17 protein-coding genes, 2 tRNA genes, 3 rRNA genes and 1 riboswitch are annotated in these 22,674 nt (G+C 64.5%); of the genes, 16 read left to right on the top strand and 6 right to left on the bottom strand.

Features of this window, described 5'->3' with window-relative positions:
• Positions 1-32 precede the first annotated feature (32 nt).
• From FA90_RS22190 to FA90_RS22175, 4 genes are all read left to right on the top strand, one after another.
• The gene (locus FA90_RS22190) at positions 33-566 is read left to right on the top strand and encodes a hypothetical protein (RefSeq protein WP_036172610.1); all 534 of its coding nucleotides are present in this window, start codon (positions 33-35) and stop codon (positions 564-566) included.
• Complete coding sequence (locus FA90_RS22185) at positions 563-1,315, top strand: ABC transporter ATP-binding protein (protein ID WP_036172608.1); 753 nt, start codon at positions 563-565, stop codon at positions 1,313-1,315. The genes FA90_RS22190 and FA90_RS22185 overlap by 4 nt, the downstream gene beginning before the upstream one ends.
• Positions 1,312-2,856: a hypothetical protein gene (locus FA90_RS22180; RefSeq protein WP_197065340.1), complete on the top strand. Its 1,545-nt coding sequence runs from the start codon at positions 1,312-1,314 to the stop codon at positions 2,854-2,856. Before FA90_RS22185 ends, FA90_RS22180 begins: the two co-directional genes overlap by 4 nt.
• A gap of 70 nt (positions 2,857-2,926) precedes the next feature.
• Positions 2,927-3,268 (top strand): DUF1840 domain-containing protein, encoded by a 342-nt coding sequence (locus FA90_RS22175; protein ID WP_036172606.1) that lies wholly within the window; start codon positions 2,927-2,929, stop codon positions 3,266-3,268.
• A 57-nt stretch (positions 3,269-3,325) separates the two neighbouring features.
• Here FA90_RS22175 and FA90_RS22170 read toward each other — a convergent pair whose 3' ends face one another.
• The 6 genes from FA90_RS22170 to FA90_RS22145 all read right to left on the bottom strand — a co-directional run bounded on the left by FA90_RS22170 (position 3,326) and on the right by FA90_RS22145 (position 10,425).
• Positions 3,326-4,996: a sensor domain-containing diguanylate cyclase gene (locus tag FA90_RS22170; RefSeq protein ID WP_239700909.1), complete on the bottom strand. Its 1,671-nt coding sequence runs from the start codon at positions 4,994-4,996 to the stop codon at positions 3,326-3,328.
• A 224-nt stretch (positions 4,997-5,220) separates the two neighbouring features.
• Positions 5,221-5,333 (bottom strand): 5S ribosomal RNA (gene rrf / locus FA90_RS22165).
• Positions 5,334-5,449: 116 nt separating this feature from the next.
• Positions 5,450-8,341, bottom strand: a 23S ribosomal RNA gene (locus tag FA90_RS22160).
• A gap of 223 nt (positions 8,342-8,564) precedes the next feature.
• Positions 8,565-8,640 (bottom strand) — tRNA-Ala (locus tag FA90_RS22155).
• A gap of 104 nt (positions 8,641-8,744) precedes the next feature.
• Positions 8,745-8,821 (bottom strand) — tRNA-Ile (locus FA90_RS22150).
• Positions 8,822-8,896: 75 nt separating this feature from the next.
• A 16S ribosomal RNA gene (locus FA90_RS22145) occupies positions 8,897-10,425 on the bottom strand.
• The 16S, 23S and 5S rRNA genes sit together here with 2 tRNA genes alongside, the layout of an rRNA operon.
• A 471-nt stretch (positions 10,426-10,896) precedes the next feature.
• On the opposite strand from FA90_RS22145, the gene cobT reads away from it, so the two are divergent.
• The 12 genes from cobT to FA90_RS22085 all read left to right on the top strand — a co-directional run bounded on the left by cobT (position 10,897) and on the right by FA90_RS22085 (position 22,669).
• Positions 10,897-11,946, top strand: a complete 1,050-nt coding sequence (gene cobT / locus FA90_RS22140; protein WP_036172602.1) for a nicotinate-nucleotide--dimethylbenzimidazole phosphoribosyltransferase — start codon at positions 10,897-10,899, stop codon at positions 11,944-11,946.
• Complete coding sequence (locus tag FA90_RS22135) at positions 11,946-12,728, top strand: adenosylcobinamide-GDP ribazoletransferase (RefSeq protein WP_036172601.1); 783 nt, start codon at positions 11,946-11,948, stop codon at positions 12,726-12,728. Before cobT ends, FA90_RS22135 begins: the two co-directional genes overlap by 1 nt.
• Positions 12,729-12,735: 7 nt before the next feature.
• Positions 12,736-13,302: a histidine phosphatase family protein gene (locus tag FA90_RS22130; RefSeq protein WP_036172599.1), complete on the top strand. Its 567-nt coding sequence runs from the start codon at positions 12,736-12,738 to the stop codon at positions 13,300-13,302.
• A 33-nt stretch (positions 13,303-13,335) separates the two neighbouring features.
• A riboswitch (cobalamin riboswitch) is annotated at positions 13,336-13,563 on the top strand.
• 73 nt (positions 13,564-13,636) lie between these two features.
• Positions 13,637-15,529 carry a TonB-dependent receptor domain-containing protein gene (locus FA90_RS22125; protein WP_036172597.1) on the top strand — a complete coding sequence of 631 codons (1,893 nt, stop codon included), beginning with the start codon at positions 13,637-13,639 and terminating at the stop codon, positions 15,527-15,529.
• 29 nt (positions 15,530-15,558) lie between these two features.
• On the top strand, positions 15,559-16,581 hold the full coding sequence (locus tag FA90_RS22120) for an iron ABC transporter permease (RefSeq protein WP_036172595.1): 1,023 nt from the start codon (positions 15,559-15,561) through the stop codon (positions 16,579-16,581).
• A 7-nt stretch (positions 16,582-16,588) separates the two neighbouring features.
• A complete protein-coding gene (locus FA90_RS22115) occupies positions 16,589-17,377 on the top strand; it encodes an ABC transporter ATP-binding protein (RefSeq protein ID WP_036172593.1) in 789 nt (262 codons plus the stop codon).
• Positions 17,370-17,987, top strand: coding sequence for a cob(I)yrinic acid a,c-diamide adenosyltransferase (gene cobO / locus FA90_RS22110; protein ID WP_036172591.1), 618 nt, complete (start codon positions 17,370-17,372; stop codon positions 17,985-17,987). Before FA90_RS22115 ends, cobO begins: the two co-directional genes overlap by 8 nt.
• 10 nt (positions 17,988-17,997) lie before the next feature.
• Positions 17,998-19,299, top strand: a complete 1,302-nt coding sequence (locus FA90_RS22105) for a cobyrinate a,c-diamide synthase (protein WP_036172589.1) — start codon at positions 17,998-18,000, stop codon at positions 19,297-19,299.
• The gene (gene cobU / locus FA90_RS22100; protein WP_036172586.1) at positions 19,296-19,856 is read left to right on the top strand and encodes a bifunctional adenosylcobinamide kinase/adenosylcobinamide-phosphate guanylyltransferase; all 561 of its coding nucleotides are present in this window, start codon (positions 19,296-19,298) and stop codon (positions 19,854-19,856) included. The genes FA90_RS22105 and cobU overlap by 4 nt, the downstream gene beginning before the upstream one ends.
• Entirely contained in the window at positions 19,850-20,809 is a 960-nt protein-coding gene (cbiB, locus tag FA90_RS22095) for an adenosylcobinamide-phosphate synthase CbiB (RefSeq protein ID WP_036172585.1), read from the top strand. Before cobU ends, cbiB begins: the two co-directional genes overlap by 7 nt.
• Complete coding sequence (gene cobD / locus FA90_RS22090) at positions 20,802-21,782, top strand: threonine-phosphate decarboxylase CobD (protein WP_036172584.1); 981 nt, start codon at positions 20,802-20,804, stop codon at positions 21,780-21,782. Before cbiB ends, cobD begins: the two co-directional genes overlap by 8 nt.
• Entirely contained in the window at positions 21,779-22,669 is an 891-nt protein-coding gene (locus tag FA90_RS22085) for a cobalamin-binding protein (RefSeq protein WP_036172583.1), read from the top strand. Before cobD ends, FA90_RS22085 begins: the two co-directional genes overlap by 4 nt.
• Positions 22,670-22,674 lie beyond the last annotated feature (5 nt).

Genomic DNA, 22,674 nt, shown 5'->3' with positions numbered 1-22,674 from the left:
CGCCGGGACGCGGTGTTTGCTACCATCGCCGGATGACCCTCCGTCCCGTCCCCGCCCTCGCCGCCCTTCTGCTGCCGGCCCTGCTGGCCTGCAGTCCCAAATACAATTGGCGCGACTACGCCAGCCCGGACGCGCCCTACCGCGTGACGTTCCCGGCCAAGCCGGCCAGTTCTACACGCGACATCGAGCTCGACGGCATGCGCGTCGCGATGACGATGACGGCGGCCGAGGTCGACGGCGCCACCTTCGCGGTCGGCACCGCCCAGGCGCAGGATCCGGCGCGCGCCCAGGCCGCGCTCGAGGCGATGAAACTGGCGCTGCTGCGCAATATCGGCGCCAGCGCGCAGCAGCAGGCATCGGCGTCTGCCTCGGCCACGAGCGGCGGCGAGAACCGGGCCGCGCTCGACGTCGACGCCACCGGCAATGCGAACGGCGCGCCGATGCGCCTGGTCGGCCATTTCGAATCACGCGGCAAGCGCTTCTACCAGGTGATCGTGATGGGCCGTCCCGAGGCGGTCCCGCCCGAACAGCTCGAACAATTCTTCACGTCCTTCAAGCTCCAATGACCGACCTCCCGCCTGACCTCCACGCGCCGCCGGCGCTGCGCCTGCATGGCCTGCACAAGAGTTTCGGCCGCCCGGCCGTCGACGGCCTCGACCTGGAAGTGCGGCGCGGCGAACTGTACGCCCTGCTCGGTCCGAATGGCGCCGGCAAGACCACCACCCTGCGCATGGTCACCGGGCTGCTGGCGCCGGATGCCGGCCGGGTCGAAGTGTTCGGCATCGACATGGCGCGCGATCCGGCCTCGGCCAAGCGCCGGCTGGCCTACCTGCCCGACGACCCGATGTTGTACGGGAAGCTCAAGCCGACCGAGTACCTGGAATTCGTCGCCGGCCTGTGGGGGATGCGCGCCGAAGACGCGGAGCCGCGCGCACGCCGCCTGCTCGATTGGCTCGACCTGACGCAGCACGCGCACGAGCTGAGCGAAGGCTTTTCGCGCGGTATGAAGCAAAAGCTGGCGCTGGCCGGCGCGCTGATCCACGAGCCGGAACTGTTGATCCTCGACGAACCGCTGACCGGGCTGGACGCCGCCGCCGCGCGCCAGGTCAAGGATCTGCTGCTCTCACACGTCGAAGGCGGCGGCACCGTGATCCTGACTACCCACATCCTCGAAGTGGCGGAGCGGCTGGCCCAGCGCATCGGCATCATCCGCCGGGGCCGCCTGATCGCCGAGGGCACGCTGGCCGAACTGCGCGAGCGCACTCAGGGCAACAGCCTGGAAGACGTGTTCCTGCAGCTGACGGAAAGCCCATGATGCGCCCGGCGCCGTTTCGCAATGCCGCGCCCGGCAGCGCCCTGTGGCTGCTCGGCCATGAGCTGCGCCACGCGTGGTACGGCGCCGCGCTGAACCGCGCCGGCAAGCGCCGGCCGGCGACCGCTACCCTGGTCATCGGCGTGCTCGGCTGGGCCGCGCTGCATGCGTTCGCCTACGCCTTGATGAGCAAGCTGGGCGACGCCGTACGCGCCGACCCTCTGCTGGCGGTGGCGGCCGGCGCGATCCTGCTGATCTGTTCGACCTTCATGCTGTCGCAGGCGCTGCGCAGCAGCGTGATCGTCCTGTTCGAACGCGGCGACCTCGACCTGCTGCTGTCCTCGCCGCTGCCTTCGCGCAGCGTGTTCGCCACGCGCCTGCTCGGGGTTGCGGTCAGCACGGGGACGCTGTACATCTTCCTGTTCTCGCCGTTCGCCAACGTCGGCCTGGCGTTCGGCCGGCCTGGCTGGCTGGCGATCTGTCCGGTGGTGGGCGCGATCGCCGTGCTGGCCGCCTGCATCGGCATGCTGTTGACGCTGCTGCTGGTGCGCCTGCTGGGCGCGCGTCGCACGCGCGTGGTGGCGCAGGTGGTGGCGGCGCTGGCCGGTGCGGCGCTGTTTCTGCTGAGCCAGGCCTACAACTTCATGAGCCACGGCAGCGATCCGCAGGCCGCAGCGCACCTGACGCAGCGCCTGGTCGCGCGCGGCATGCTGGCCCCGGACAGCCCCCTGTGGCTGCCCGGCCGTGCGGCGCTGGGCCACCCCCTGCCGCTGCTCGCCGTCGTGGCGCTGGCGGCGGGCGCGTTCGCGCTGACGGTAGCGCGCACCCACCGCTTCTTCGTGCACGGCCTGCAGGAAGCCGCGTCGACCTCGCGCACGCGCGCGCGCCCGAGCGGGCCGCTGCGCCTGCATGTGCGGCGCAGCCTGTTCGACACCGTGGTCATCAAGGAGTGGCGCCTGATCGCGCGCGATCCGCACTTGATTTCGCAGGTGTTGCTGCAACTGATCTACCTGGCGCCGCTGCTGTTTCTTATATTGAGCTCCGGCGAAGCGCCGCTGGCGCCGATCGGCGCCGCCCTGCCGCTGCTGTGCGCCTCGCTGACCGCGAGCCTGGCCTGGATCGTGATCTCGGCCGAGGACGCGCCCGACCTGCTGCTCTCTGCACCGGCGCCGCTGCGCCTGATTCGCCTGGCCAAGCTGGCTGCAGCCGCGATGCCGCCGCTGCTGCTGGTCGCGCTGCCGCTGGCCTGGCTGGTGCTGCGCGCCCCGATCGCCGGGTTCATGGTCTGCTTTGCCGTGAGCGGGGCGGTGCTGGGCGCCGGGCTGATCGTGCTGTGGCTCGGCCGGCCGGCGCCGCGCAGCAATTTCAAAACGCGCGGCAAGGAGAACTTCCTGTGCACCGCTTTTGAAATGCTGAATATCCTGTCCTGGGGCGCCGCCGGATGGCTGCTCGTGGCGATGAACGTCCCGGGCGCCGCCGCGGCCCTGGCGACGGCGTTTGTCACGCTTCTGCTGGCCTGGCTGCTGCGCAGACGACCCGGATGACGGGACCGTAACCAACCCCAATGCGGCAGTCGTGTTATCGTTTGGTTACGAATGTTTGAACGAGAAAACTATGCTGATTACTTTTAAATCCAAAGCCTACCCGAACGTATTGATGTACCAGGATCACGCCAAGCGCATCCTCGACCTGCTGAACAAGGATGCCGAGCGCGGCGTCATTACCTCCGAGGAAGCACCGCAGGCAGTCCAGCTGCTCGAGCACGAGATCGACGAAAGCCGCAAGCACCAGGCCACCGATGAAGTCGAGCAGGACGTGAAAGCGCACCACGGCGACAACGAAGACGCCGAACACGATCAAATCCAGGCCGTGTCGTTCTCGACGCGCGCGTACCCGCTGCTCGAAATGCTGCGCGCAGCGCGCGACCAGAGAGCCGACGTGCTCTGGGGCGTCTGACCCCGCATCATCTCGTCGTAATCGGCGCCCTGCCCGTTGACGCTCGCGCGGCAAGGTTCAGGGCGCCGAGTTTTCCAGGTCGATGGCCGCAACCGAGACGCGGCCCTTGCCCTTGCGCTTCGCGTCGTACATCGCCTGGTCGGCGCGCGCCAGCAGGCCGGTTGGATCTTGTCGCTGATGCGGCAATTGCACAGCCAGGCCGATGCTGGCGCCTACCGTGACGCTGCCGCCGTGCAGCGGGAACGGGCGGGTCAGCTGACTCAGCAGTAATCTTGCCTTGTGCTCGGCGTCGCTGCGTTCGTTGACCATGTCGAGGATGACGACGAACTCGTCGCCGGCCAGGCGCACTGCCGTGTCGGTTTCGCGGATGCTGTCCCGGATGCGCGTGGCGAACTGGCGCAGCAGCTCATCACCTTGTTCATGGCCGCGGGTGTCGTTGACCAGCTTGAAGCCATCCATGTCGAGGAACAGCACCGCGCACAGCCGGCCCAGGCGTGCTGCCCGCGCCATCGCTTCGGGCAGCAGCTGCATCAGCGCGCGCCGGTTTGGCAGTCCGGTCAGGGCGTCGCGCATGACCAACTGGTGCAGCTCGGCGGTGCGCGCCGCTACCGTCTCCTCCAGCTCGGCATTCATACGCTCGAGCGCATCGCGATGACGGCGTTCGCTGTCCACCAGATGGCGCAACGCCTCCGACAGCACGTGCGCTTCATGGAAGCTGCCGACTTCGGGAATCACCGCAGGCGCCGCGCTGGCCGGTGCCTGCGCCAGATCTTCGATCGCCCCGCTGAGCACATTCAGCGGCTTGACGATACGGCGTGCCAGCATGGCGGCGCCGATCGCCAATACCGCCGCCAGCGAGCCGCTCAGCCACAGCATGCGGTGTTCGAAGGCGTGCGCCGAAGCCATCGCCTTGCTTTCGGTCTGGCGCACCAGCACGGCCCACTGCAGACCGGGACGATCAAGGTTGCGTCCGGTCAGGCTGAAACCGGTCAGGTACATCTGGCCATCGGGCCAGCGTTCTTCGATCGCGCCGCTCTTGCCCTGCCAGGCCAGCTTCAGGCTGTCGGTGGTGATGCGCTGTTCGACCAGGTGGCTCGGACCAAGCAGGACAAAGCCGTCGCTGCGTACGATCAGAATCTCGGCGCCGAACTCGCGGATCACCGGCGTAAGAAGCTCGCGTGCGAGCGTGCGCGCCCACTGCCAGCTGAGGTGAATCGCCAGCACGCCACGCAGGTTGCCCTGGCTATCGCGGATCGGTCCGGCGATGTCGACGAAACGCCAGGGGTCCTCGCTGCGCGGCAGCAGATTGCCGAGCAAGATCGCGGGATGATAATCCTCGGTCACCAGCTTCTGTTGGCCGGTATGGAACCAGGGACGCATAGTGACATCACGGTTTTCCAGCATACCGCCGGTCGCCGCCATCACTTTGCCATCCGGCTTGGCGATGCCGATCCAGGCATAGTCGGGATCGGCGCGCTGCAAGTTCTCAAGGATGTGGCGGGCGGTATCGGGGCTGTTCGCCTCGCGCAAGTCCGGCAATGCGGACAGCAGTTGCACGTCGTGCGTCGCCTGGTCGAGCGTTCGGTCGAGCGCATCGCGCATTTGCAAGGACAGTTGCTGCAGCCGGAGTTCCGCTTCCTGGGATGCATGCGCGATCGCGAAATGGTCGATCAGGCCGAGTTGCAGCAGCGTTGTCACGGCCACGATCACGCAAGCGAACGACACCATCAAATGAGCGAGGCGAAATGACCTGGTTTTGCCGGCTCGGCTGACAATGTCGCTGCGTACGTTCATATGCTGGCCATACGTTTAAGATTGCGAATCGTACCGTAGATCACGGCTCGATTCCATCATAAAAACGATTTTTGACCGATAAGGCAGAAATTGAAATGAAGATGTACAAAGCAAAAAGCCCGCCCAGTATCAACTGGACGGGCTTCTGCGAATAATTAGCCTGACGATAACCTACTTTCACACTGGTTGCAGCACTATCATCGGCGCAAAGTCGTTTCACGGTCCTGTTCGGGATGGGAAGGGGTGGTACCGACTTGCTATGGTCATCAGGCATGACTTGTACGGGCGTCGCGTTCGCGTTGGCTTGGCGCCGCCCTGAATCTGGAAGAAGTTGTTTTGTCTGTTGTATCGAACTGCTGAACTCGTTGGCATGACTGCCAAGGTTATAGGGACAAGCCGTACGGGCAATTAGTATCGGTTAGCTTAATGCATTACTGCACTTCCACACCCGACCTATCAACGTCCTGGTCTCGAACGACCCTTCAAGGAGCTCAAGGCTCCGGGAAATCTCATCTCAAGGCGAGTTTCCCGCTTAGATGCTTTCAGCGGTTATCTCTTCCGAACTTAGCTACCCGGCAATGCCACTGGCGTGACAACCGGTACACCAGAGGTTCGTCCACTCCGGTCCTCTCGTACTAGGAGCAGCCCCCTTCAAATTTCCAACGCCCACGGCAGATAGGGACCAAACTGTCTCACGACGTTTTAAACCCAGCTCACGTACCACTTTAAATGGCGAACAGCCATACCCTTGGGACCGGCTACAGCCCCAGGATGTGATGAGCCGACATCGAGGTGCCAAACTCCCCCGTCGATATGAACTCTTGGGAGGAATCAGCCTGTTATCCCCAGAGTACCTTTTATCCGTTGAGCGATGGCCCTTCCATACAGAACCACCGGATCACTATGTCCTACTTTCGTACCTGCTCGACTTGTCGGTCTCGCAGTTAAGCACGCTTATGCCATTGCACTATTAGCACGATGTCCGACCGTACCTAGCGTACCTTCGAACTCCTCCGTTACACTTTAGGAGGAGACCGCCCCAGTCAAACTGCCTACCATGCACTGTCCCCGATCCGGATCACGGACCAAGGTTAGAACCTCAAACGAACCAGGGTGGTATTTCAAGGTTGGCTCCACGGGAACTGGCGTCCCCGCTTCAAAGCCTCCCACCTATCCTACACAGATTGGTTCAAAGTCCAATGCAAAGCTACAGTAAAGGTTCATGGGGTCTTTCCGTCTAGCCGCGGGTAGATTGCATCATCACAAACATTTCAACTTCGCTGAGTCTCGGGAGGAGACAGTGTGGCCATCGTTACGCCATTCGTGCAGGTCGGAACTTACCCGACAAGGAATTTCGCTACCTTAGGACCGTTATAGTTACGGCCGCCGTTTACTGGGACTTCAATCAAGAGCTTGCACCCCATCATTTAATCTTCCAGCACCGGGCAGGCGTCACACCCTATACGTCCACTTTCGTGTTTGCAGAGTGCTGTGTTTTTATTAAACAGTCGCAGCCACCAGTTTATTGCAACCCTTTCGCCCTCACACAGTAAAGTGATCAAGCTACCGGGGCGTACCTTTTCCCGAAGTTACGGTACCAATTTGCCGAGTTCCTTCTCCCGAGTTCTCTCAAGCGCCTTAGAATACTCATCTCGCCCACCTGTGTCGGTTTGCGGTACGGTCTCGTATGACTGAAGCTTAGAGGCTTTTCTTGGAACCACTTCCGATTGCTTCGCAGCTTAAAGCCGCTCGTCTCGACCCCTTGAATCACGTGCCCGGATTTGCCTAAGCACCTTCTATGAGCCAAAAACCAACTATTCCAACAGTTGGACAACCTTCCGCGATCCGTCCCCCCATCGCATCATACGACGGTGCAGGAATATTAACCTGCTTCCCATCAGCTACGCATCTCTGCCTCGCCTTAGGGGCCGACTCACCCTGCTCCGATGAACGTTGAACAGGAAACCTTGGGCTTTCGGCGAGAGGGCTTTTCACCCTCTTTATCGCTACTCATGTCAGCATTCGCACTTCTGATACCTCCAGCATCCTTCACAAGACACCTTCGCAGGCTTACAGAACGCTCTCCTACCATATAGATCAAGTGATAAATCACGAGAAATATATCCGCAGCTTCGGTGACTGGCTTAGCCCCGTTACATCTTCCGCGCAGGACGACTCGATCAGTGAGCTATTACGCTTTCTTTAAATGATGGCTGCTTCTAAGCCAACATCCTGACTGTTTTAGCCTTCCCACTTCGTTTTCCACTTAGCCAATCTTTGGGACCTTAGCTGGCGGTCTGGGTTGTTTCCCTCTTGACGCCGGACGTTAGCACCCGACGTCTGTCTCCCAAGCTCGCACTCATCGGTATTCGGAGTTTGCAATGGTTTGGTAAGTCGCAATGACCCCCTAGCCATAACAGTGCTCTACCCCCGATGGTGATACTTGAGGCACTACCTAAATAGTTTTCGGAGAGAACCAGCTATTTCCAGGTTTGTTTAGCCTTTCACCCCTACCCACAGCTCATCCCCTAATTTTTCAACATTAGTGGGTTCGGACCTCCAGGGCGTGTTACCGCACCTTCATCCTGGCCATGGGTAGATCACCTGGTTTCGGGTCTACACCCAGCGACTGTCGCCCTGTTCGGACTCGATTTCTCTACGGCTCCCCTACTTGGTTAACCTCGCCACTGAATGTAAGTCGCTGACCCATTATACAAAAGGTACGCCGTCACCCCACGAAGAGGCTCCGACTGTTTGTATGCACACGGTTTCAGGATCTATTTCACTCCCCTCCCGGGGTTCTTTTCGCCTTTCCCTCACGGTACTGGTTCACTATCGGTCGATTACGAGTATTTAGCCTTGGAGGATGGTCCCCCCATCTTCAGACAGGATTTCACGTGTCCCGCCCTACTTATCGTACGCTTAGTACTACCGATCAGATTTCGCATACGGGACTATCACCCACTATGGTTCCTATTTCCAGAGGACTTTGCTATCTGTTCGACTATTACGTACAGGCTCATCCCATTTCGCTCGCCACTACTTTGGGAATCTCGGTTGATTTCTTTTCCTGCAGCTACTTAGATGTTTCAGTTCGCCGCGTTCGCTTCGCATGCCTATGTATTCAGCATGCGATGACCTAAAAGGCCGGGTTTCCCCATTCAGACATCTACGGATCAAAGCTCGTTTGCCAGCTCCCCGTAGCTTATCGCAGGCTACAACGTCTTTCATCGCCTGTAATCGCCAAGGCATCCACCATGTGCACTTATTCACTTGTCCCTATAACGTTGGCCCCTGCATGAGTGTCAGGGAACGTCATAGATCAAGTTCAGCTTACTTTGTTTGATACATACAGATTTTCTACCCTAAGTGTGCATTTGATCGTTGGATCAACTACACGCTTAAAGAAAACTTTACTTCTTCCAGATTGTTAAAGAACGAGAACTACACTTATCAAAATATAGCAACGCTATGTTTTGATAAGAATAGTCTGAACAGTCGATGGTGGAGGATGACGGGATCGAACCGACGACCCCCTGCTTGCAAAGCAGGTGCTCTCCCAGCTGAGCTAATCCCCCAAACTTCATCACAAAAAAGTACAAACCTACTTTTTTGTGGGTCGAGGTAAAAATCCCTGGCAGAGCCAGATGATTTTTACGGATCAAACACGATGAAGGCAACGTGGTAGGGCTGGTTGGACTCGAACCAACGACCCCCGCGTTATCAACACGGTGCTCTAACCAGCTGAGCTACAGCCCCGAAACTGTTCTCTCTGTTCAACAGCCGATAAGCGTAGGCGCTTGATGCTGAGCGTTAGCTCAGGTGCCACTCTAGAAAGGAGGTGATCCAGCCGCACCTTCCGATACGGCTACCTTGTTACGACTTCACCCCAGTCACGAATCCTACCGTGGTAAGCGCCCTCCTTGCGGTTAAGCTACCTACTTCTGGTAAAACCCGCTCCCATGGTGTGACGGGCGGTGTGTACAAGACCCGGGAACGTATTCACCGCGACATGCTGATCCGCGATTACTAGCGATTCCAACTTCACGCAGTCGAGTTGCAGACTGCGATCCGGACTACGATACACTTTCTGGGATTAGCTCCCCCTCGCGGGTTGGCGGCCCTCTGTATGTACCATTGTATGACGTGTGAAGCCCTACCCATAAGGGCCATGAGGACTTGACGTCATCCCCACCTTCCTCCGGTTTGTCACCGGCAGTCTCATTAGAGTGCCCTTTCGTAGCAACTAATGACAAGGGTTGCGCTCGTTGCGGGACTTAACCCAACATCTCACGACACGAGCTGACGACAGCCATGCAGCACCTGTGTTCAGGTTCCCTTTCGGGCACACCCGGATCTCTCCAGGCTTCCTGACATGTCAAGGGTAGGTAAGGTTTTTCGCGTTGCATCGAATTAATCCACATCATCCACCGCTTGTGCGGGTCCCCGTCAATTCCTTTGAGTTTTAATCTTGCGACCGTACTCCCCAGGCGGTCTACTTCACGCGTTAGCTGCGTTACCAAGTCAATTAAGACCCGACAACTAGTAGACATCGTTTAGGGCGTGGACTACCAGGGTATCTAATCCTGTTTGCTCCCCACGCTTTCGTGCATGAGCGTCAGTCTTGACCCAGGGGGCTGCCTTCGCCATCGGTGTTCCTCCACATCTCTACGCATTTCACTGCTACACGTGGAATTCTACCCCCCTCTGCCAGACTCCAGCCTTGCAGTCTCCAACGCAATTCCCAGGTTAAGCCCGGGGATTTCACGTCAGACTTACAAAACCGCCTGCGCACGCTTTACGCCCAGTAATTCCGATTAACGCTTGCACCCTACGTATTACCGCGGCTGCTGGCACGTAGTTAGCCGGTGCTTATTCTTCAGGTACCGTCATTAGCCCAAGGTATTAACCCAGGCCGTTTCTTCCCTGACAAAAGAGCTTTACAACCCGAAGGCCTTCTTCACTCACGCGGCATTGCTGGATCAGGCTTGCGCCCATTGTCCAAAATTCCCCACTGCTGCCTCCCGTAGGAGTCTGGGCCGTGTCTCAGTCCCAGTGTGGCTGGTCGTCCTCTCAGACCAGCTACTGATCGTCGCCTTGGTGAGCCTTTACCTCACCAACTAGCTAATCAGATATCGGCCGCTCCAAAAGCATGAGGCCCGAAGGTCCCCCACTTTCATCCGTAGATCGTATGCGGTATTAGCGTAACTTTCGCTACGTTATCCCCCACTTCTGGGTACGTTCCGATATATTACTCACCCGTTCGCCACTCGCCGCCAGGTTGCCCCGCGCTGCCGTTCGACTTGCATGTGTAAAGCATGCCGCCAGCGTTCAATCTGAGCCAGGATCAAACTCTTCAGTTCAATCTCTGTTTCCGACACTTTCGTGTCATCTGCTATTGCTAGCAGAGTCGCCCACTCAAAATACTGACCGTCGCCTCATTGCTGAGACAACGTATTTCTTTTGCGTGAACATTTGATAATTTAAGTATTCAGCAGCCACTTACGCGGCTGCCGGCACCTCATCAAACGCCCACACTTATCGACTGTTTATTGTTAAAGAACTGTGTTCTGTATTGCCTTGCTGCGTTGTGCGAATCGTTTTGTTCGTCAGCAGCAGAGAAGTGAGATTATGCTGTGTTTCGCGTTACTCGTCAACCCCTTCGTTTTCTGCAGTGCGCTCGATGTTGCTGAGATGAAAAGCTTAACTCCTTGTTTCCGTTAAACTTTCGTGCGCTGCAGAAGCAGGAGGCGAACTATAGCAAAGCCGCGATCATTCTGCAACGCTTGTCCGTGTGCTATCTTTGCCCGATTCTCAATACCGGCTTTCTTCTCATGCGTATTCCCCAGATCGCTTCCACGGCCAATTCTGTCTTGGCCGCTCAACTCGATAACGCCATCGACCAAAAGACCAAGCCGCTCGGCAGCCTCGGCGTGCTCGAACGGTTGGCGAAACAGATTGGACTGGTGCAAGAGACGGTGTCCTTATCGATCGACCGCCCGGCCATCGTCGTATTCGCAGGGGACCACGGCGTCGTCGCGGAAGGCGTCTCCGCCTATCCGCAAGACGTCACCTGGCAAATGGTGGAAAACTTCCTGGGCAACGGCGCCGCCATCAATGTGTTCGCGCGTCAGAACGGCTGCGCATTGCACGTCGTCGACGCCGGCGTCGCCCATGATTTCGGCGCCCGCGCCGGTCTGGTCGACCGCAAGATCGCCCACGGCACCCGCAATTTCGCCGTCGAACCGGCAATGACGCGCGCGCAATGCGCCAGCGCCATCGAAGCGGGCGCTGCGTTCGCGGCCGACCTGCCCGGCAACGTGATCGGCTTCGGCGAGATGGGCATCGGGAACACGACCGCCGCCGCCGCGCTGATGCACAAGCTGACCGGCACGGCGGTGGCGGAATGCGTCGGCGCCGGCACCGGCTTGTCGCCCGAAGGCGTGCTGCGCAAGCAGCGCGTGATCGAAGACGCGGTCAAGCGCCATGCCGGCATAGCCGACCCGGTCGACGTCCTCGCCACTTTCGGCGGCTTCGAGATCGCGATGATGACCGGCGCCATGCTGCAAGCGGCCGAGCGCCGCAAGCTGCTGCTGATCGACGGCTTCATCGTCACCAGCGCGCTGCTGGTCGCGGCGCGCATCGCCCCGGCCATCCTCGACTACTGCGTGTTCGCCCACTGCTCGGACGAAGCCGGCCACCTCCGCATGCTCGACGCGCTTGGTGCGAACCCGCTGCTGCAGCTCGGCCTGCGCCTGGGCGAAGGCACCGGCGCCGCACTCGCCCTACCGCTGCTGCATGCGGCCGCCAACTTCCTGAACGAGATGGCGACCTTCGGCTCGGCGGCGGTCAGCGAAAAAATCGGCGGCGACGCCCCGGCCTGATGCAGCAGGTCCGCCTGTTCTTCATCGCGCTGCAGTTCTTCACGCGCCTGCCGATCCCGGCCTGGGTCGGCTTCGAAGCCAGCTGGCTGCAGCACGCGTCGCGCTACTTCCCGCTGGTCGGCGTCGTGGTCGGCGCAATCGCGGCCGCCGTGTACTTTGCCGCGGCGCTCGTGCTGCCGGCGCCGGTGGCGGCCGTGCTGTCGACCGCGGCGTCGATCTATATCACCGGTGCCTTCCATGAAGACGGTTTCGCCGATACCTGCGATGGCCTGGGCGGCGGCCTCACGCGCGAGCGCGCACTCGAGATCATGAAAGACTCGCGCGTCGGCGCCTACGGCGCGATCGGCATCGTGTGCATGCTGGCGGCCAAACTGTCGGCGCTGGCCATGCTCCCGCCCCATACCGCCGTCGCCGCCCTGCTGCTCGCCCATCCCTTGTCGCGCCTGGCGGCGACGGCGCTGATCTGGAAGCTCGAATACGTGCGCGGCGAAGGCAAGGCCAAGCCGCTGGCCCACCAGATGACGAACGCCGAGTTCGCGATCGCCGCGCTCGGCGCCGGCCTGCCCGCGGCACTGCTGCTCGCCACCGGCTGGAGCGCACCGCTTGCCATCCTGGCCGCCATCGCCTCTGCGCTCGCCGCCGCGCTGTGGCTGGGACGCCTGTTCGTGCGCCGTCTCGGCGGCTACACCGGCGATTGCCTCGGCGCGGTGCAGCAGCTGGCCGAAGCGCTGATCTACGTGGCGATCCTGGCGGCCCTCGGCCACGGCGCCTGGCCAAACTGACCCGGCGATGAAGCTCCACCTCGTGCGCCATCCGCGCCCCCTGGTCGGCCCGGGCCTGTGCTACGGCGCAAGCGACGTGCCGGTCGCCGATGACGAACTCGCCCGCGCCTGCGCGTGCCTGCGCGGGGCCGCCCTGTTTGACGGCGCCCACGACGACCTGCCGGTCTACGCCAGCCCGCTGCGCCGCTGCGCGGACCTGGCCCAAGCCCTGCGGCCGCGCCGCCTTCGGCTCGACGCGCGCCTGATGGAGATGGACTTCGGCCGCTGGGAACTGCAGCCTTGGTCCACGATCGCGCGTGATGAAGTCGACGCCTGGGCCGCCGACCTGCTGCATTACCGTCCCGGCGGCGCCGAGAACGTGCTCGACGTCGCGCGCCGCGTGGCCGCCTTCCTTGACGAGCTGCGCCACAGCGGCGCCGCGCAAGCCCTGCTGGTGTGCCACGCCGGCACCATCCGCCTTCTCACGCAGATCACCCGGCTGACCGCCGGCGCAACGCTTGAACAGGCCGCACTGCAGGCCGCACAAACGCCGCACCAGATCGAGTACGGCGCCCTGCTGACGCTGGAAGTTTGAGAACGCGGGCCATCAAACAAGATACCAAACCACGTATAATTGCGGGGTTTTGGTGCTCGCGCCCGAGTCCTCGGTCGCAGTTAAACGGGAAACGCGAAGCCTGTCGATCGACAGGCCAACGCGTGCTGCCCCCGCAACGGTAAGCAAGTGCCGCGTCGACGTACGCGGCAACCGTCTTCACATACCACTGTGCGCATGCATGGGAAGGTCGGACGGCCAGACTTGCCAGCCCGGATACCGGCCAAAAGGTGGAAGCGCGACCGCTGCCGGCGCGCCTCTGTTCCATCCGGTTGACGGGGACGTCGGCCGGTTGTCTGCTGAAGAATAATTGTTGATGAGCTTTCCGGTTCCACGCCAGACGGCAGCGCCTTCGTTCGCGCTGCCGCTCGCGCTTTTGCTGGCTTCCCTGTTTGCCGCGCCCTGCGCATCCGCCGCATCCGCATCGCCGGATATTGCCCCTGCCGACACCGTCGTCGTCACCGCCACCCGCACGCCGCAGCGCGCCGATGAAGTCATCGCCGACACGGTCGTGATCGACGACGCCGAGATCGCGCGCGCCGGCGCCGGCACCGTCGCCGACGTGCTGCGCCGCCAGCGCGGCATCGAGATCGTGCGCAACGGCGGCGCCGGCGCCAGCACCAGCGTCTACCTGCGCGGCGCCAACAGCAACCAGGTCGTGGTGCTGGTCGACGGCGTGCGCATCGGCTCCTCGACCACCGGCGTGGCCAGCTGGAATGCGATCCCGCTGTCGACGATCGAGCGCATCGAAATCGTCTACGGGCCATTGAGCTCGCTGTACGGCGCCGATGCGATCGGTGGCGTGGTGCAGATCTTCACCAAAAAAGGCAGTGGCGCGCCGGCCTTCAGCGCCAGCGCCGGCGGCGGCAGCTACGGCACGCGCCAGGGCTCGGCCAGCCTGAATGGGTCCAGCGGCGGCGAACATGCGCTCAGCTACGCGATCACCGGCGAGCACGAGACCGCGAGCGGCTTCTCGGCGACCCGTCCCGGCGCCTTCGGCTACAACCCGGACGACGATGGCTACCGGCGCAACAGCGTCACCGGCCGCGTGGCGCTGCAACTGGCCGAGGGCCACGAGCTCGGCGCCCAGTTCCTGCAAAGCCGCGTGCGCGCCCAGTACGACAGCAGCGCCGCCAGCTTCGATACCCACAACATCCAGGACGTCGACAGCTACGCGCTGTTCCTGAACGACCGCTTCCTGCCCAACTGGCGCAGCAGCGTGCAGGCCGCGCGCTCGTTCGACAAGCTGGGCAGCTTCACCAGCGCCGCCGCCAGCGGCGTCAGCCAGTTGAACACGCGCCAGGACGAGCTGACCTGGCAGAACACGATCGCGCTCGGTCCGGATACCGTGCAGGTGCTGGCCAACCATCGCAAGGAAGAAGTCGGGTCCAGCTCGACCGCCGGCTTGAACCGCGCGCGCATCACCAACTCGCTGGCCGCCTCCTACGCCATGCAACGCGGCCCGCACCTGCTGGACCTGAGCGTGCGCGACGACGACTCGGACTACGGCAGCAAGACCACCGGTGCGCTCGGCTACGGCTATGAATTGCGTAAAGGCCTGCGTGCGACTGCCAGCCTCGGCACCAGTTTCCGTGCGCCGACCTTCAACGAGCTGTACTACCCCGGCTACGGCCTGCCGGCCAACAAGCCGGAAAAGGGCCGCAACCTGGAGGCCGGCCTGCGCTACGACCTGGCCGGCACCGAACTGCAGGCGAACTATTATCGCAACCGCGTGAGCGACCTGATCGTCTCGGCCTCGCCCTGCCCTTCGCCAACCATCACCGGCAGCTGCGCCTACAACGTCGACCATGCGCTGCTCGAGGGCTTGACGCTGTCTGCCCAGCACCGCCTGGGCGACCTGCGCCTGCGCGCCAGCGCCGACCTGCAGGATCCGCGCGACGAGACCACCGACAAACTGCTGGCGCGCCGCGCGCGCAGGCACGCGACCTTCGCCGCCGACTATGCGATCGGCCGGTTCGACCTCGGCGCCGAGCTGCAGGCGTCAGGCGCGCGCTACGACGATGCCGCCAACCGCAACCGCCTCGGCGGCTATAGCCTGCTGAACCTGTACACTGACTGGCGCTTCACGGGCGACTGGTCGCTGCTGGTCCGCCTCGACAACGCCTTTGATGAGCGCTACGAACTGGCGCGCTTCTACGGCACGGCCGGGCGCAGCTGGTTCGCGGCGCTGCGCTACGGCTTTCATTAACGCTCACTTGACCATTCGCTGAACACCTCATGCACGCTGCCCCGCAAGCGCACCGCCAACGCGCCCTTCTGATCGTCGGGGCGCTGCTGCTCGCCGCATTGGCCAGCCTGCTGGTGGCCGGGATGACCGGTTCGGTCGCGGTGCACGTCGCCGAGCTGCCGGACGCATTGGACCAGCTGCTGCACGGCCGCCAGGAATCGCTCGCGGCTTCGCTACTGGCCTTGCGCGCCGGGCGCGCGCTGGTCGCTTTCGTCAGCGGCGGCGCGCTGGCGCTGGCCGGCGTCATGATGCAGGCGCTGCTGCGCAACCCCCTGGCCGACCCGTACGTGCTGGGCATCTCGGCCGGCGCCTCGGTCGGCGCGCTGCTGGCGCTGCTGCTGATGTGCGCCGCGGTCACGGTCGACGCGTCCGCACTGATCGGGGCGGTGACGGTGTCGATGCTGCTCTACCTGCTGGCGCGGCGCGACCTGCGCGGCGGCGGCGCGGCCGAGGGCGGCGCGTCGCAACTGCTCCTGACCGGCGTGATCCTCTCCTCGGCCTGCATGGCGCTGGTCACGCTGATGCTGTCGATCGCACCCGACGGGCAGCTGCGCAGCATGGTGTTCTGGATGATCGGCGACCTGGCCGGCGCCAGTCCGCGCCTGCTGCCCTGGGTGGTGCTGGCGGGGAGCCTCGCCTATGCGCTGCACAACGCGCGCGCGATGAACGTCTCCGCCCTGCATGCGGAAGCCGCGGCCACGCTCGGCATCCGCGTCGGCGCGCTGCGCAAGGGTTTGTTTTTGGTGTCCGGCCTGCTGACCGCGAGCTCGGTGACCAGTGCCGGCGCCATCGGTTTCGTCGGCCTGATCGTGCCGCACGCCTGCCGCTTCGCCTTCGGCCCCGACCACCGCGTACTGGCCCCGAGCGCGGTGCTGGCCGGCGGCGGCTTCCTGGTGCTGTGCGACACACTGGCGCGCACCGTGGTCGCGCCGGTGCAGCTGCCGGTGGGCGCGATCACTGCCCTGATCGGTGCGCCGGTGTTCCTGTATCAACTGCACCGGCTGCGTGCATGAGGCTCATATGAGCGCGATCGCCACACAAACCTTGACGCTGTCCGTCGCTGGCCGCGTGCTGGTGCGCGCGCTGGATTGGCAGGCGCACGCCGGCGAATGCTGGAGCATCGTCGGCCGCAACGGCGCCGGCAAGAGCACGCTGATGCGCACGCTGGCCGGCCTGCGCCAGCCGGAGGCCGGCAGCGTGATCGTACAGGACCGGCTTCTGGCCGACTGGCCGCTCGAGGACCTGGCGCGCCAGCGCGCCTACCTGGCGCAGTCGCGCCACGACGCGTTCGCCTACCGTGCGCTCGACACCGTGCTGGCCGCCCGTCACCCCTACCACGCCGACCGCTATTGGGAAGGCGGCGACGACCACGAGGCGGCCATGCGCGCGCTTGATGCGATGCAGGCCGGGCACCTGGCCGCGCGCGACGTGCGCACGCTGTCCGGCGGCGAGCGCCAGCGCGTTGCGATCGCCGCGCTGCTGGCCCAGGACACACCGCTGCTGCTGCTCGACGAGCCGGCCAGCGCGCTCGACCTGGCGCACCAGGTGCAGGCGATGTCGCTGCTGGCGCGCCTGTGCCGCGAGCAGGGCAAGACCGTGATCGCCATCGGCCATGACCTGAACCTGGCCTATGCGGTGTCGACCCATGCCCTGCTGCTGGGCGCCGATGGCGACGGCGGCTGGTTCGCCGGTCCCGTGCAGGAGGCCATGCAGCCTGCGCGGCTGAGCCATGTACTCGGCCATCCGCTCGAGGCCCTCGAGCACGGCGGCCGCCGTATTTTCATTCCCCAGGAGTTCCAGCATGAGTGACCTGAACGGATCGACCCTCAACGAGCGCCATCGCGAGCGCATGCAGCGCAAGAAGGAGATCATCGATGCGCGCATCGCCGCCGCCGACAAGCGCATCGGCATCATCATCGTCAACACCGGCAACGGCAAGGGCAAGAGCTCGAGCGCGTTCGGCATGGTCGCGCGCGCACTGGGGCACGGCATGAAGGTCGGCGTGGTCCAGTTCATCAAGGGTGCGATGTCGACCGGCGAAGAGCTGTTCCTGCGCCGCTTCCCGGTCGAGGTGAGTTTCCACGCGATGGGTGAAGGCTACACCTGGGAGACCCAGGACCGCGAGCGCGACACCGCCAAGGCCCAGGAAGCCTGGCTGCAGGCCAAGCGCTTCCTGGCCGATCCGGACATCGGCCTGGTCGTGCTGGACGAATTGAACATCGCGCTCAAGTACCGCTACCTCGACGTGCACACCGTGATCGCCGACCTGCTCGACCGCCCGCCGATGCAGCACGTGGTGATCACCGGCCGCGCGGCGCCGCCCGAGCTGATCGAGATCGCCGACACCGTCACCGAGATGCAGGTGGTGAAGCACGCTTTCCGGGCCGGCATCGGCGCGCAGGCCGGAACCGAATGGTGAGGAAGCCGCGATGACACAGGCAGGTGCACGCATGGTGCTGGTGTCGGCGATCGCGTCAGGCCAGGGCAAGACCACGGTGACGGCCGCGCTGGCGCGCCGGTGCCTAGACATGGGGCAGCGCGTACGCGTGTTCAAGGTCGGCCCCGACTTCATCGACCCGATGCTGCTGGAGCGCGCCAGCGGGGCGCCGGTGCACACGCTCGATCTGTGGATGGTCGGACTCGAATCGTGCCGGCGCCAGCTCGCAGCCGCCGCGGTGGATGCCGACGTGGTGCTGATCGAAGGCGTGATGGGTCTGTACGACGGCCAGCCTTCGGCCGCCGACCTCGCGCGCAGCTTCGACATCCCGGTGCTGGCCGTGATCGACGCCGGCGCGATGGCGCAGACCGCGGGCGCCGTAGTGCTCGGCCTGCGCGATTACGGGCCGGTGCGCCTGGCCGGCGTGGTGGCCAACCGTGTCGGCAGCGAGCGCCACGCGCAGATGGTGCGCGATTCGCTGCGCGGCGTACCGCTGCTGGCCACGCTGCCCAAGCAGGCGCAGAAGATGCCCGAGCGCCACCTGGGCCTGGTGACACCCGGCGAAGTCGAGCACATCGACACGCTGCTCGATACGCTGGCCGACCAGCTGCAGCTCGACGATGCGGCGTGGGACGCGCTGGCGCCGCAACTGCCGGAACAGGCGCTGCCGCAGGAACCGGCTGCGCCGCTGCTGGCGGGGAAGACGGTGGCGATCGCGCGCGACGCGGCCTTCTGCTTCCTGTACGCGGCCAACCTCGACACGCTGCGCGAAATGGGCGCGCGCCTCGTGTTCTTTTCGCCGCTGCTCGACGAGCCGGTGCCTGGCGAGGCCGACATCGTCTGGCTGCCGGGCGGCTACCCCGAGCTGCACGGCGCGACGCTGGCCGGGGCAGGATCCTGGCGCGAATCGATCCGCACGGCCCACGCTGCGGGAAAACCGATCCTGGCCGAGTGCGGCGGGATGATGGCGGTGGCCGGTTCGATCACCGACCAGGATGGCCGCACCTGGCCGATGGCCGGTCTGCTGCCGGGTGATGTGACGATGCAGAAGCGCCTCGGCGCGCTCGGCGCCCAGGGCTTGGCCACGTCACACGGCCTGCTGCGCGGCCACACTTTCCACTATTCGCGGCTGGACACGCCGCTGACACCCAGCGCGCGCACGGTCAAGCATCCGTCCGGCGCCGAGGGCGAAGCCGTGTATCGCGCCGGCTCGCTGACCGCCACCTACTTCCACGCGTTTTTCCAATCGAATCCGGTGGCGGCGTGTGACCTGTTGATGGGAGAAGCGCGATGACGCGCACCCTGATCCTGGGCGGCGCGCGCTCGGGAAAAAGCGCGCTGGCCGAGCGCCTGGCGCGCGATTCTGGCAAGGAGGTCGTCTACCTGGCCACCTCGCAGGCCGGCGACGCCGAGATGGCGTCGCGCATCGCGCACCACCGCGCACGCCGGCCGGAGCAATGGCAAACGGTCGAAGAGCCGAGCGCGCTCGCAGCGCGCCTGGGTGAGCTTTGCAGACCGGGGTGCATCGTACTGGTCGACTGCCTGACCCTGTGGCTGAGTAACCTGATGTTCTCGACGCACCAGGATCATCCGGACGTCGGACCGATCGAGCTGACCGCCCTGTTCCTCGACGAGCGCATGGCGCTGATGAAGTGGCTCGAGACGCCGGCGGAAGGCGAAGTCATCTTCGTGTCGAACGAGATAGGCCTCGGTGTCGTGCCGTTCGGCGCCATCTCGCGCGCCTTCGTCGACGAAGCCGGGCGCCTGAACCAGGACGTTGCGGCACGCTGCGACAAGGTCGTGTTCGTGGCTGCCGGCTTGCCGCTGACGCTCAAAGGTCCGGCGTGCTGACCGGTTTGCCGCCGCTGACGCTGGCGTTGTTGATGGCGGCCGGCGTCGCGCTCGATGTGCTGCTGGGCGAAGCACGGCGCTGGCACCCGCTGGTCGGCTTCGGCAACCTGGCGCTCTGGCTGGAGCGGCGCTTGAACCGCGGCGGCTGGCGCATCGGGCGCGGCCTGCTCGGCTGGCTGCTGGCGGTCGGGCCCTTGAGCGTGCTGGCCTGGCTGGCTTGCCAGTCGGGTGGGCTGGCGGTGCATGCGCTGCTGCTCTACTTTTGCCTCGGCCTGCGCAGCCTGCGCGACCATGCCTTGCCGATCGGCGCGGCGCTGGCCGCCGGCGACCTGCCTGAAGCGCGCCGGCTGACCGCGCGCATCGTCAGCCGCGATACCACCCAGGCATGCGAGCCTGACCTGGCGCGCGCCGGCGCCGAGTCGGTGCTCGAGAACGGCAACGATGCGGTGTTCGGCGCGTTGTTCTGGTTCCTGGTCGGCGGCGGCGCCGGCGCCCTGCTGTTCCGCCTGGCGAACACGCTCGATGCGATGTGGGGCTATCGCACGCAACGCTTCAACCTGTTCGGCCGCGTCGCCGCGCGCATCGACGATGTGCTCAACTACGTGCCGGCGCGGCTGACCGCGCTGTCGTACGTCGTGCTGGCTTCAAACGCCGGGCAGCGGCGCGCCTGGCATTGCTGGCGCACGCAGGCGCGTCACTGGAGCAGCCCGAACGCGGGGCCGGTGATGGCCAGCGGCGCCGGTGCGCTCGGGGTCAGCCTCGGTGGGCCGGCGCTGTATGACGGCGAGCTGGAGACGCGCCCTTCCCTGGGCATGGGTCCGCAGCCGCGTGGCGCCGACATCGGGCGTGCGTGGAAGCTGGTCATGCGCACCACCCTGTTGTGGGTGTTTGCCGCGCTGGCGCTTGCCGCGCTGCTGTCGCTGCCGCTGTGGGGGAAGGCTGGACATGCTTGAACACGGCGGCAAGCTGCGCGAAGCGCGCCTGCGCTATGGCGGCGACGACTGGATCGATCTCTCCACCGGCGTCAATCCGGTCGGCTATCCGGTCGCGCCGCCTGCGCCGGAGGCCTGGCATCGCCTGCCGGAGCCCGACCCCGCGCTGCTGCGGGCCGCCTGCGATTACTATGGCGCGCCGCGCCTGCTCCCGGTGGCCGGGACCCAGGCGGCGATCCAGGCCCTCCCTCGCCTGCGCGCGCCCGCGCGCGTGAGCGTGTCCGCGCCTTCGTACGCGGAGCACAGCCATCACTGGGCGCGCCACGGCCACGTGATGCGCGCCGTAACCTACGGCGAGCTGGACGACGCGGTGCGCGACAGCGACGTGGTGGTGGTCGTCAACCCGAACAATCCCACCGGCGCCACGGTCGCGCCGGAACGGCTGCTCGCCTGGCATGCCGAGCTGGCCGCGCGCGGCGGCTGGCTGATCGTCGACCAGGCCTTCGGCGACACGGACCGGGCGCTGAGCGTGGCAGCGCATGCCGACCAGCCCGGGCTGGTCGTGCTGCACTCGATCGGAAAATTTTTTGGCCTGGCGGGGCTGCGCCTCGGCTTCGTCGCGGCGGAATCGTCGCTGCTGGCGGCGCTGGATGATCTGCTCGGACCATGGGCAGTCAGCGGCCCGGCCCAGCAGGCGGCGCTGGCGGCGCTGCGCGATCAGGAATGGCAGCAGGCGACCGCGCTGCGCCTGCATCGCGACGGCGAACGCATGCGTGCGCTGCTGCGCGAGCACGATATTCGCGCGTCCGGCTCGCCGCTGTTTCACTGGTGGGCGCAGGAGCAGCCGGAAGCCTTTCACGAACACATGGCGCGCCACGCGATCTGGGTGCGGCTGTTGCGCGACGCCGGGCGCGGCATCCGTCTCGGCCTGCCTGCGGTTGACGCCGAGTGGGCACGTCTCGAACACGCATTACGACAATGGACTCATCGATGAAGACATCTCCGTTCCTGGCGGCGCTGGCCGTATCGGCCATCGGCCTGCCGATCGCTGCGCATGCCGCGCCGGTCACCGTGAAGGACGACGACGGCAACACGGTCACGCTGCAAAAGCCGGCCCAGCGCGTGATCTCGCTGGCGCCGCACGTCACCGAGCTGCTGTTCGCGGCGGGCGGCGCAAGCCGCGTGGTCGGCGTGGTGTCGTACAGCGATTTTCCGGAAGCGGCCAAGAAGATCCCGCAGATCGGGTCGAACCGCGAGCTCGACCTGGAACGCATCATGGCGCTCAAGCCCGACCTGATCGTCGCGTGGCGCCACGGCGGGTCGGAGCGGCAGATCGAAATGGTGCGCAAGCTCGGCGTACCAATGTTTCACAGCGATCCGCAAAAGCTCGAGGATATTCCCGACAGCGTCGCCAGGCTCGGTCAGCTGATGGGCACCGATACGGCGGCGCGCCCGGCTGCGGATGGGCTGCGCAACCAGCTCACCGACCTGCGCAAGCGCTACGCGAACCGTCCGGTCGTGCGCAGCTTTTATCAGGTCTGGGACAAGCCGCTGTACACGCTGAGCGGCCGCCACATCGTCAGCGATGCGCTGCGCCTGTGCGGCGGCGAGAACATCTTTGCCAAACTCGAAGTGACCGCGCCGGTGGTCGGCGTCGAGGCCGTGCTGCAGGAGAATCCGGAAGCGATCTTCGCGACCGCCGAGAAGAACTATGGCGGCGTGAGCATGTGGAAGGCCTATCCGACCTTGACCGCGGTCCGCAACGACAACCTGTTCACGATCGACGGGCAGCTGCTCAACCGCGCCGGGCCGCGCATGATCGCCGGGACCGCGCAGCTGTGCGAAAAGCTCGAGCTGGCGCGCAGCCACCGCGCCAAGTGATCCAT

Origin of the sequence: Massilia sp. 9096 (genome assembly GCF_000745265.1) — a bacterium.
Lineage (GTDB): Bacteria > Pseudomonadota > Gammaproteobacteria > Burkholderiales > Burkholderiaceae_D > Telluria.
Note: the sequence above shows the minus strand (reverse complement) of the source record. Positions and strands in the feature narration are given on the sequence as shown.

What these genes read in the sequence shown, in the direction of transcription:
- cobD (WP_036172584.1), top strand. Translation starts at nt 20,802, where the DNA reads ATGCTTGAACACGGCGGCAAGCTGCGCGAAGCGCGCCTGCGCTATGGC.
- FA90_RS22180 (WP_197065340.1), top strand. Translation starts at nt 1,312, where the DNA reads ATGATGCGCCCGGCGCCGTTTCGCAATGCCGCGCCCGGCAGCGCCCTG.
- FA90_RS22175 (WP_036172606.1), top strand. Translation starts at nt 2,927, where the DNA reads ATGCTGATTACTTTTAAATCCAAAGCCTACCCGAACGTATTGATGTAC.
- cobT (WP_036172602.1), top strand. Translation starts at nt 10,897, where the DNA reads ATGCGTATTCCCCAGATCGCTTCCACGGCCAATTCTGTCTTGGCCGCT.
- FA90_RS22120 (WP_036172595.1), top strand. Translation starts at nt 15,559, where the DNA reads ATGCACGCTGCCCCGCAAGCGCACCGCCAACGCGCCCTTCTGATCGTC.
- cobU (WP_036172586.1), top strand. Translation starts at nt 19,296, where the DNA reads ATGACGCGCACCCTGATCCTGGGCGGCGCGCGCTCGGGAAAAAGCGCG.
- FA90_RS22125 (WP_036172597.1), top strand. Translation starts at nt 13,637, where the DNA reads ATGAGCTTTCCGGTTCCACGCCAGACGGCAGCGCCTTCGTTCGCGCTG.
- FA90_RS22190 (WP_036172610.1), top strand. Translation starts at nt 33, where the DNA reads ATGACCCTCCGTCCCGTCCCCGCCCTCGCCGCCCTTCTGCTGCCGGCC.
- FA90_RS22135 (WP_036172601.1), top strand. Translation starts at nt 11,946, where the DNA reads ATGCAGCAGGTCCGCCTGTTCTTCATCGCGCTGCAGTTCTTCACGCGC.
- FA90_RS22185 (WP_036172608.1), top strand. Translation starts at nt 563, where the DNA reads ATGACCGACCTCCCGCCTGACCTCCACGCGCCGCCGGCGCTGCGCCTG.
- FA90_RS22115 (WP_036172593.1), top strand. Translation starts at nt 16,589, where the DNA reads ATGAGCGCGATCGCCACACAAACCTTGACGCTGTCCGTCGCTGGCCGC.
- FA90_RS22130 (WP_036172599.1), top strand. Translation starts at nt 12,736, where the DNA reads ATGAAGCTCCACCTCGTGCGCCATCCGCGCCCCCTGGTCGGCCCGGGC.
- FA90_RS22170 (WP_239700909.1), bottom strand. Translation starts at nt 4,996, where the DNA reads ATGGTGTCGTTCGCTTGCGTGATCGTGGCCGTGACAACGCTGCTGCAA.
- cobO (WP_036172591.1), top strand. Translation starts at nt 17,370, where the DNA reads ATGAGTGACCTGAACGGATCGACCCTCAACGAGCGCCATCGCGAGCGC.
- FA90_RS22105 (WP_036172589.1), top strand. Translation starts at nt 17,998, where the DNA reads ATGACACAGGCAGGTGCACGCATGGTGCTGGTGTCGGCGATCGCGTCA.
- FA90_RS22085 (WP_036172583.1), top strand. Translation starts at nt 21,779, where the DNA reads ATGAAGACATCTCCGTTCCTGGCGGCGCTGGCCGTATCGGCCATCGGC.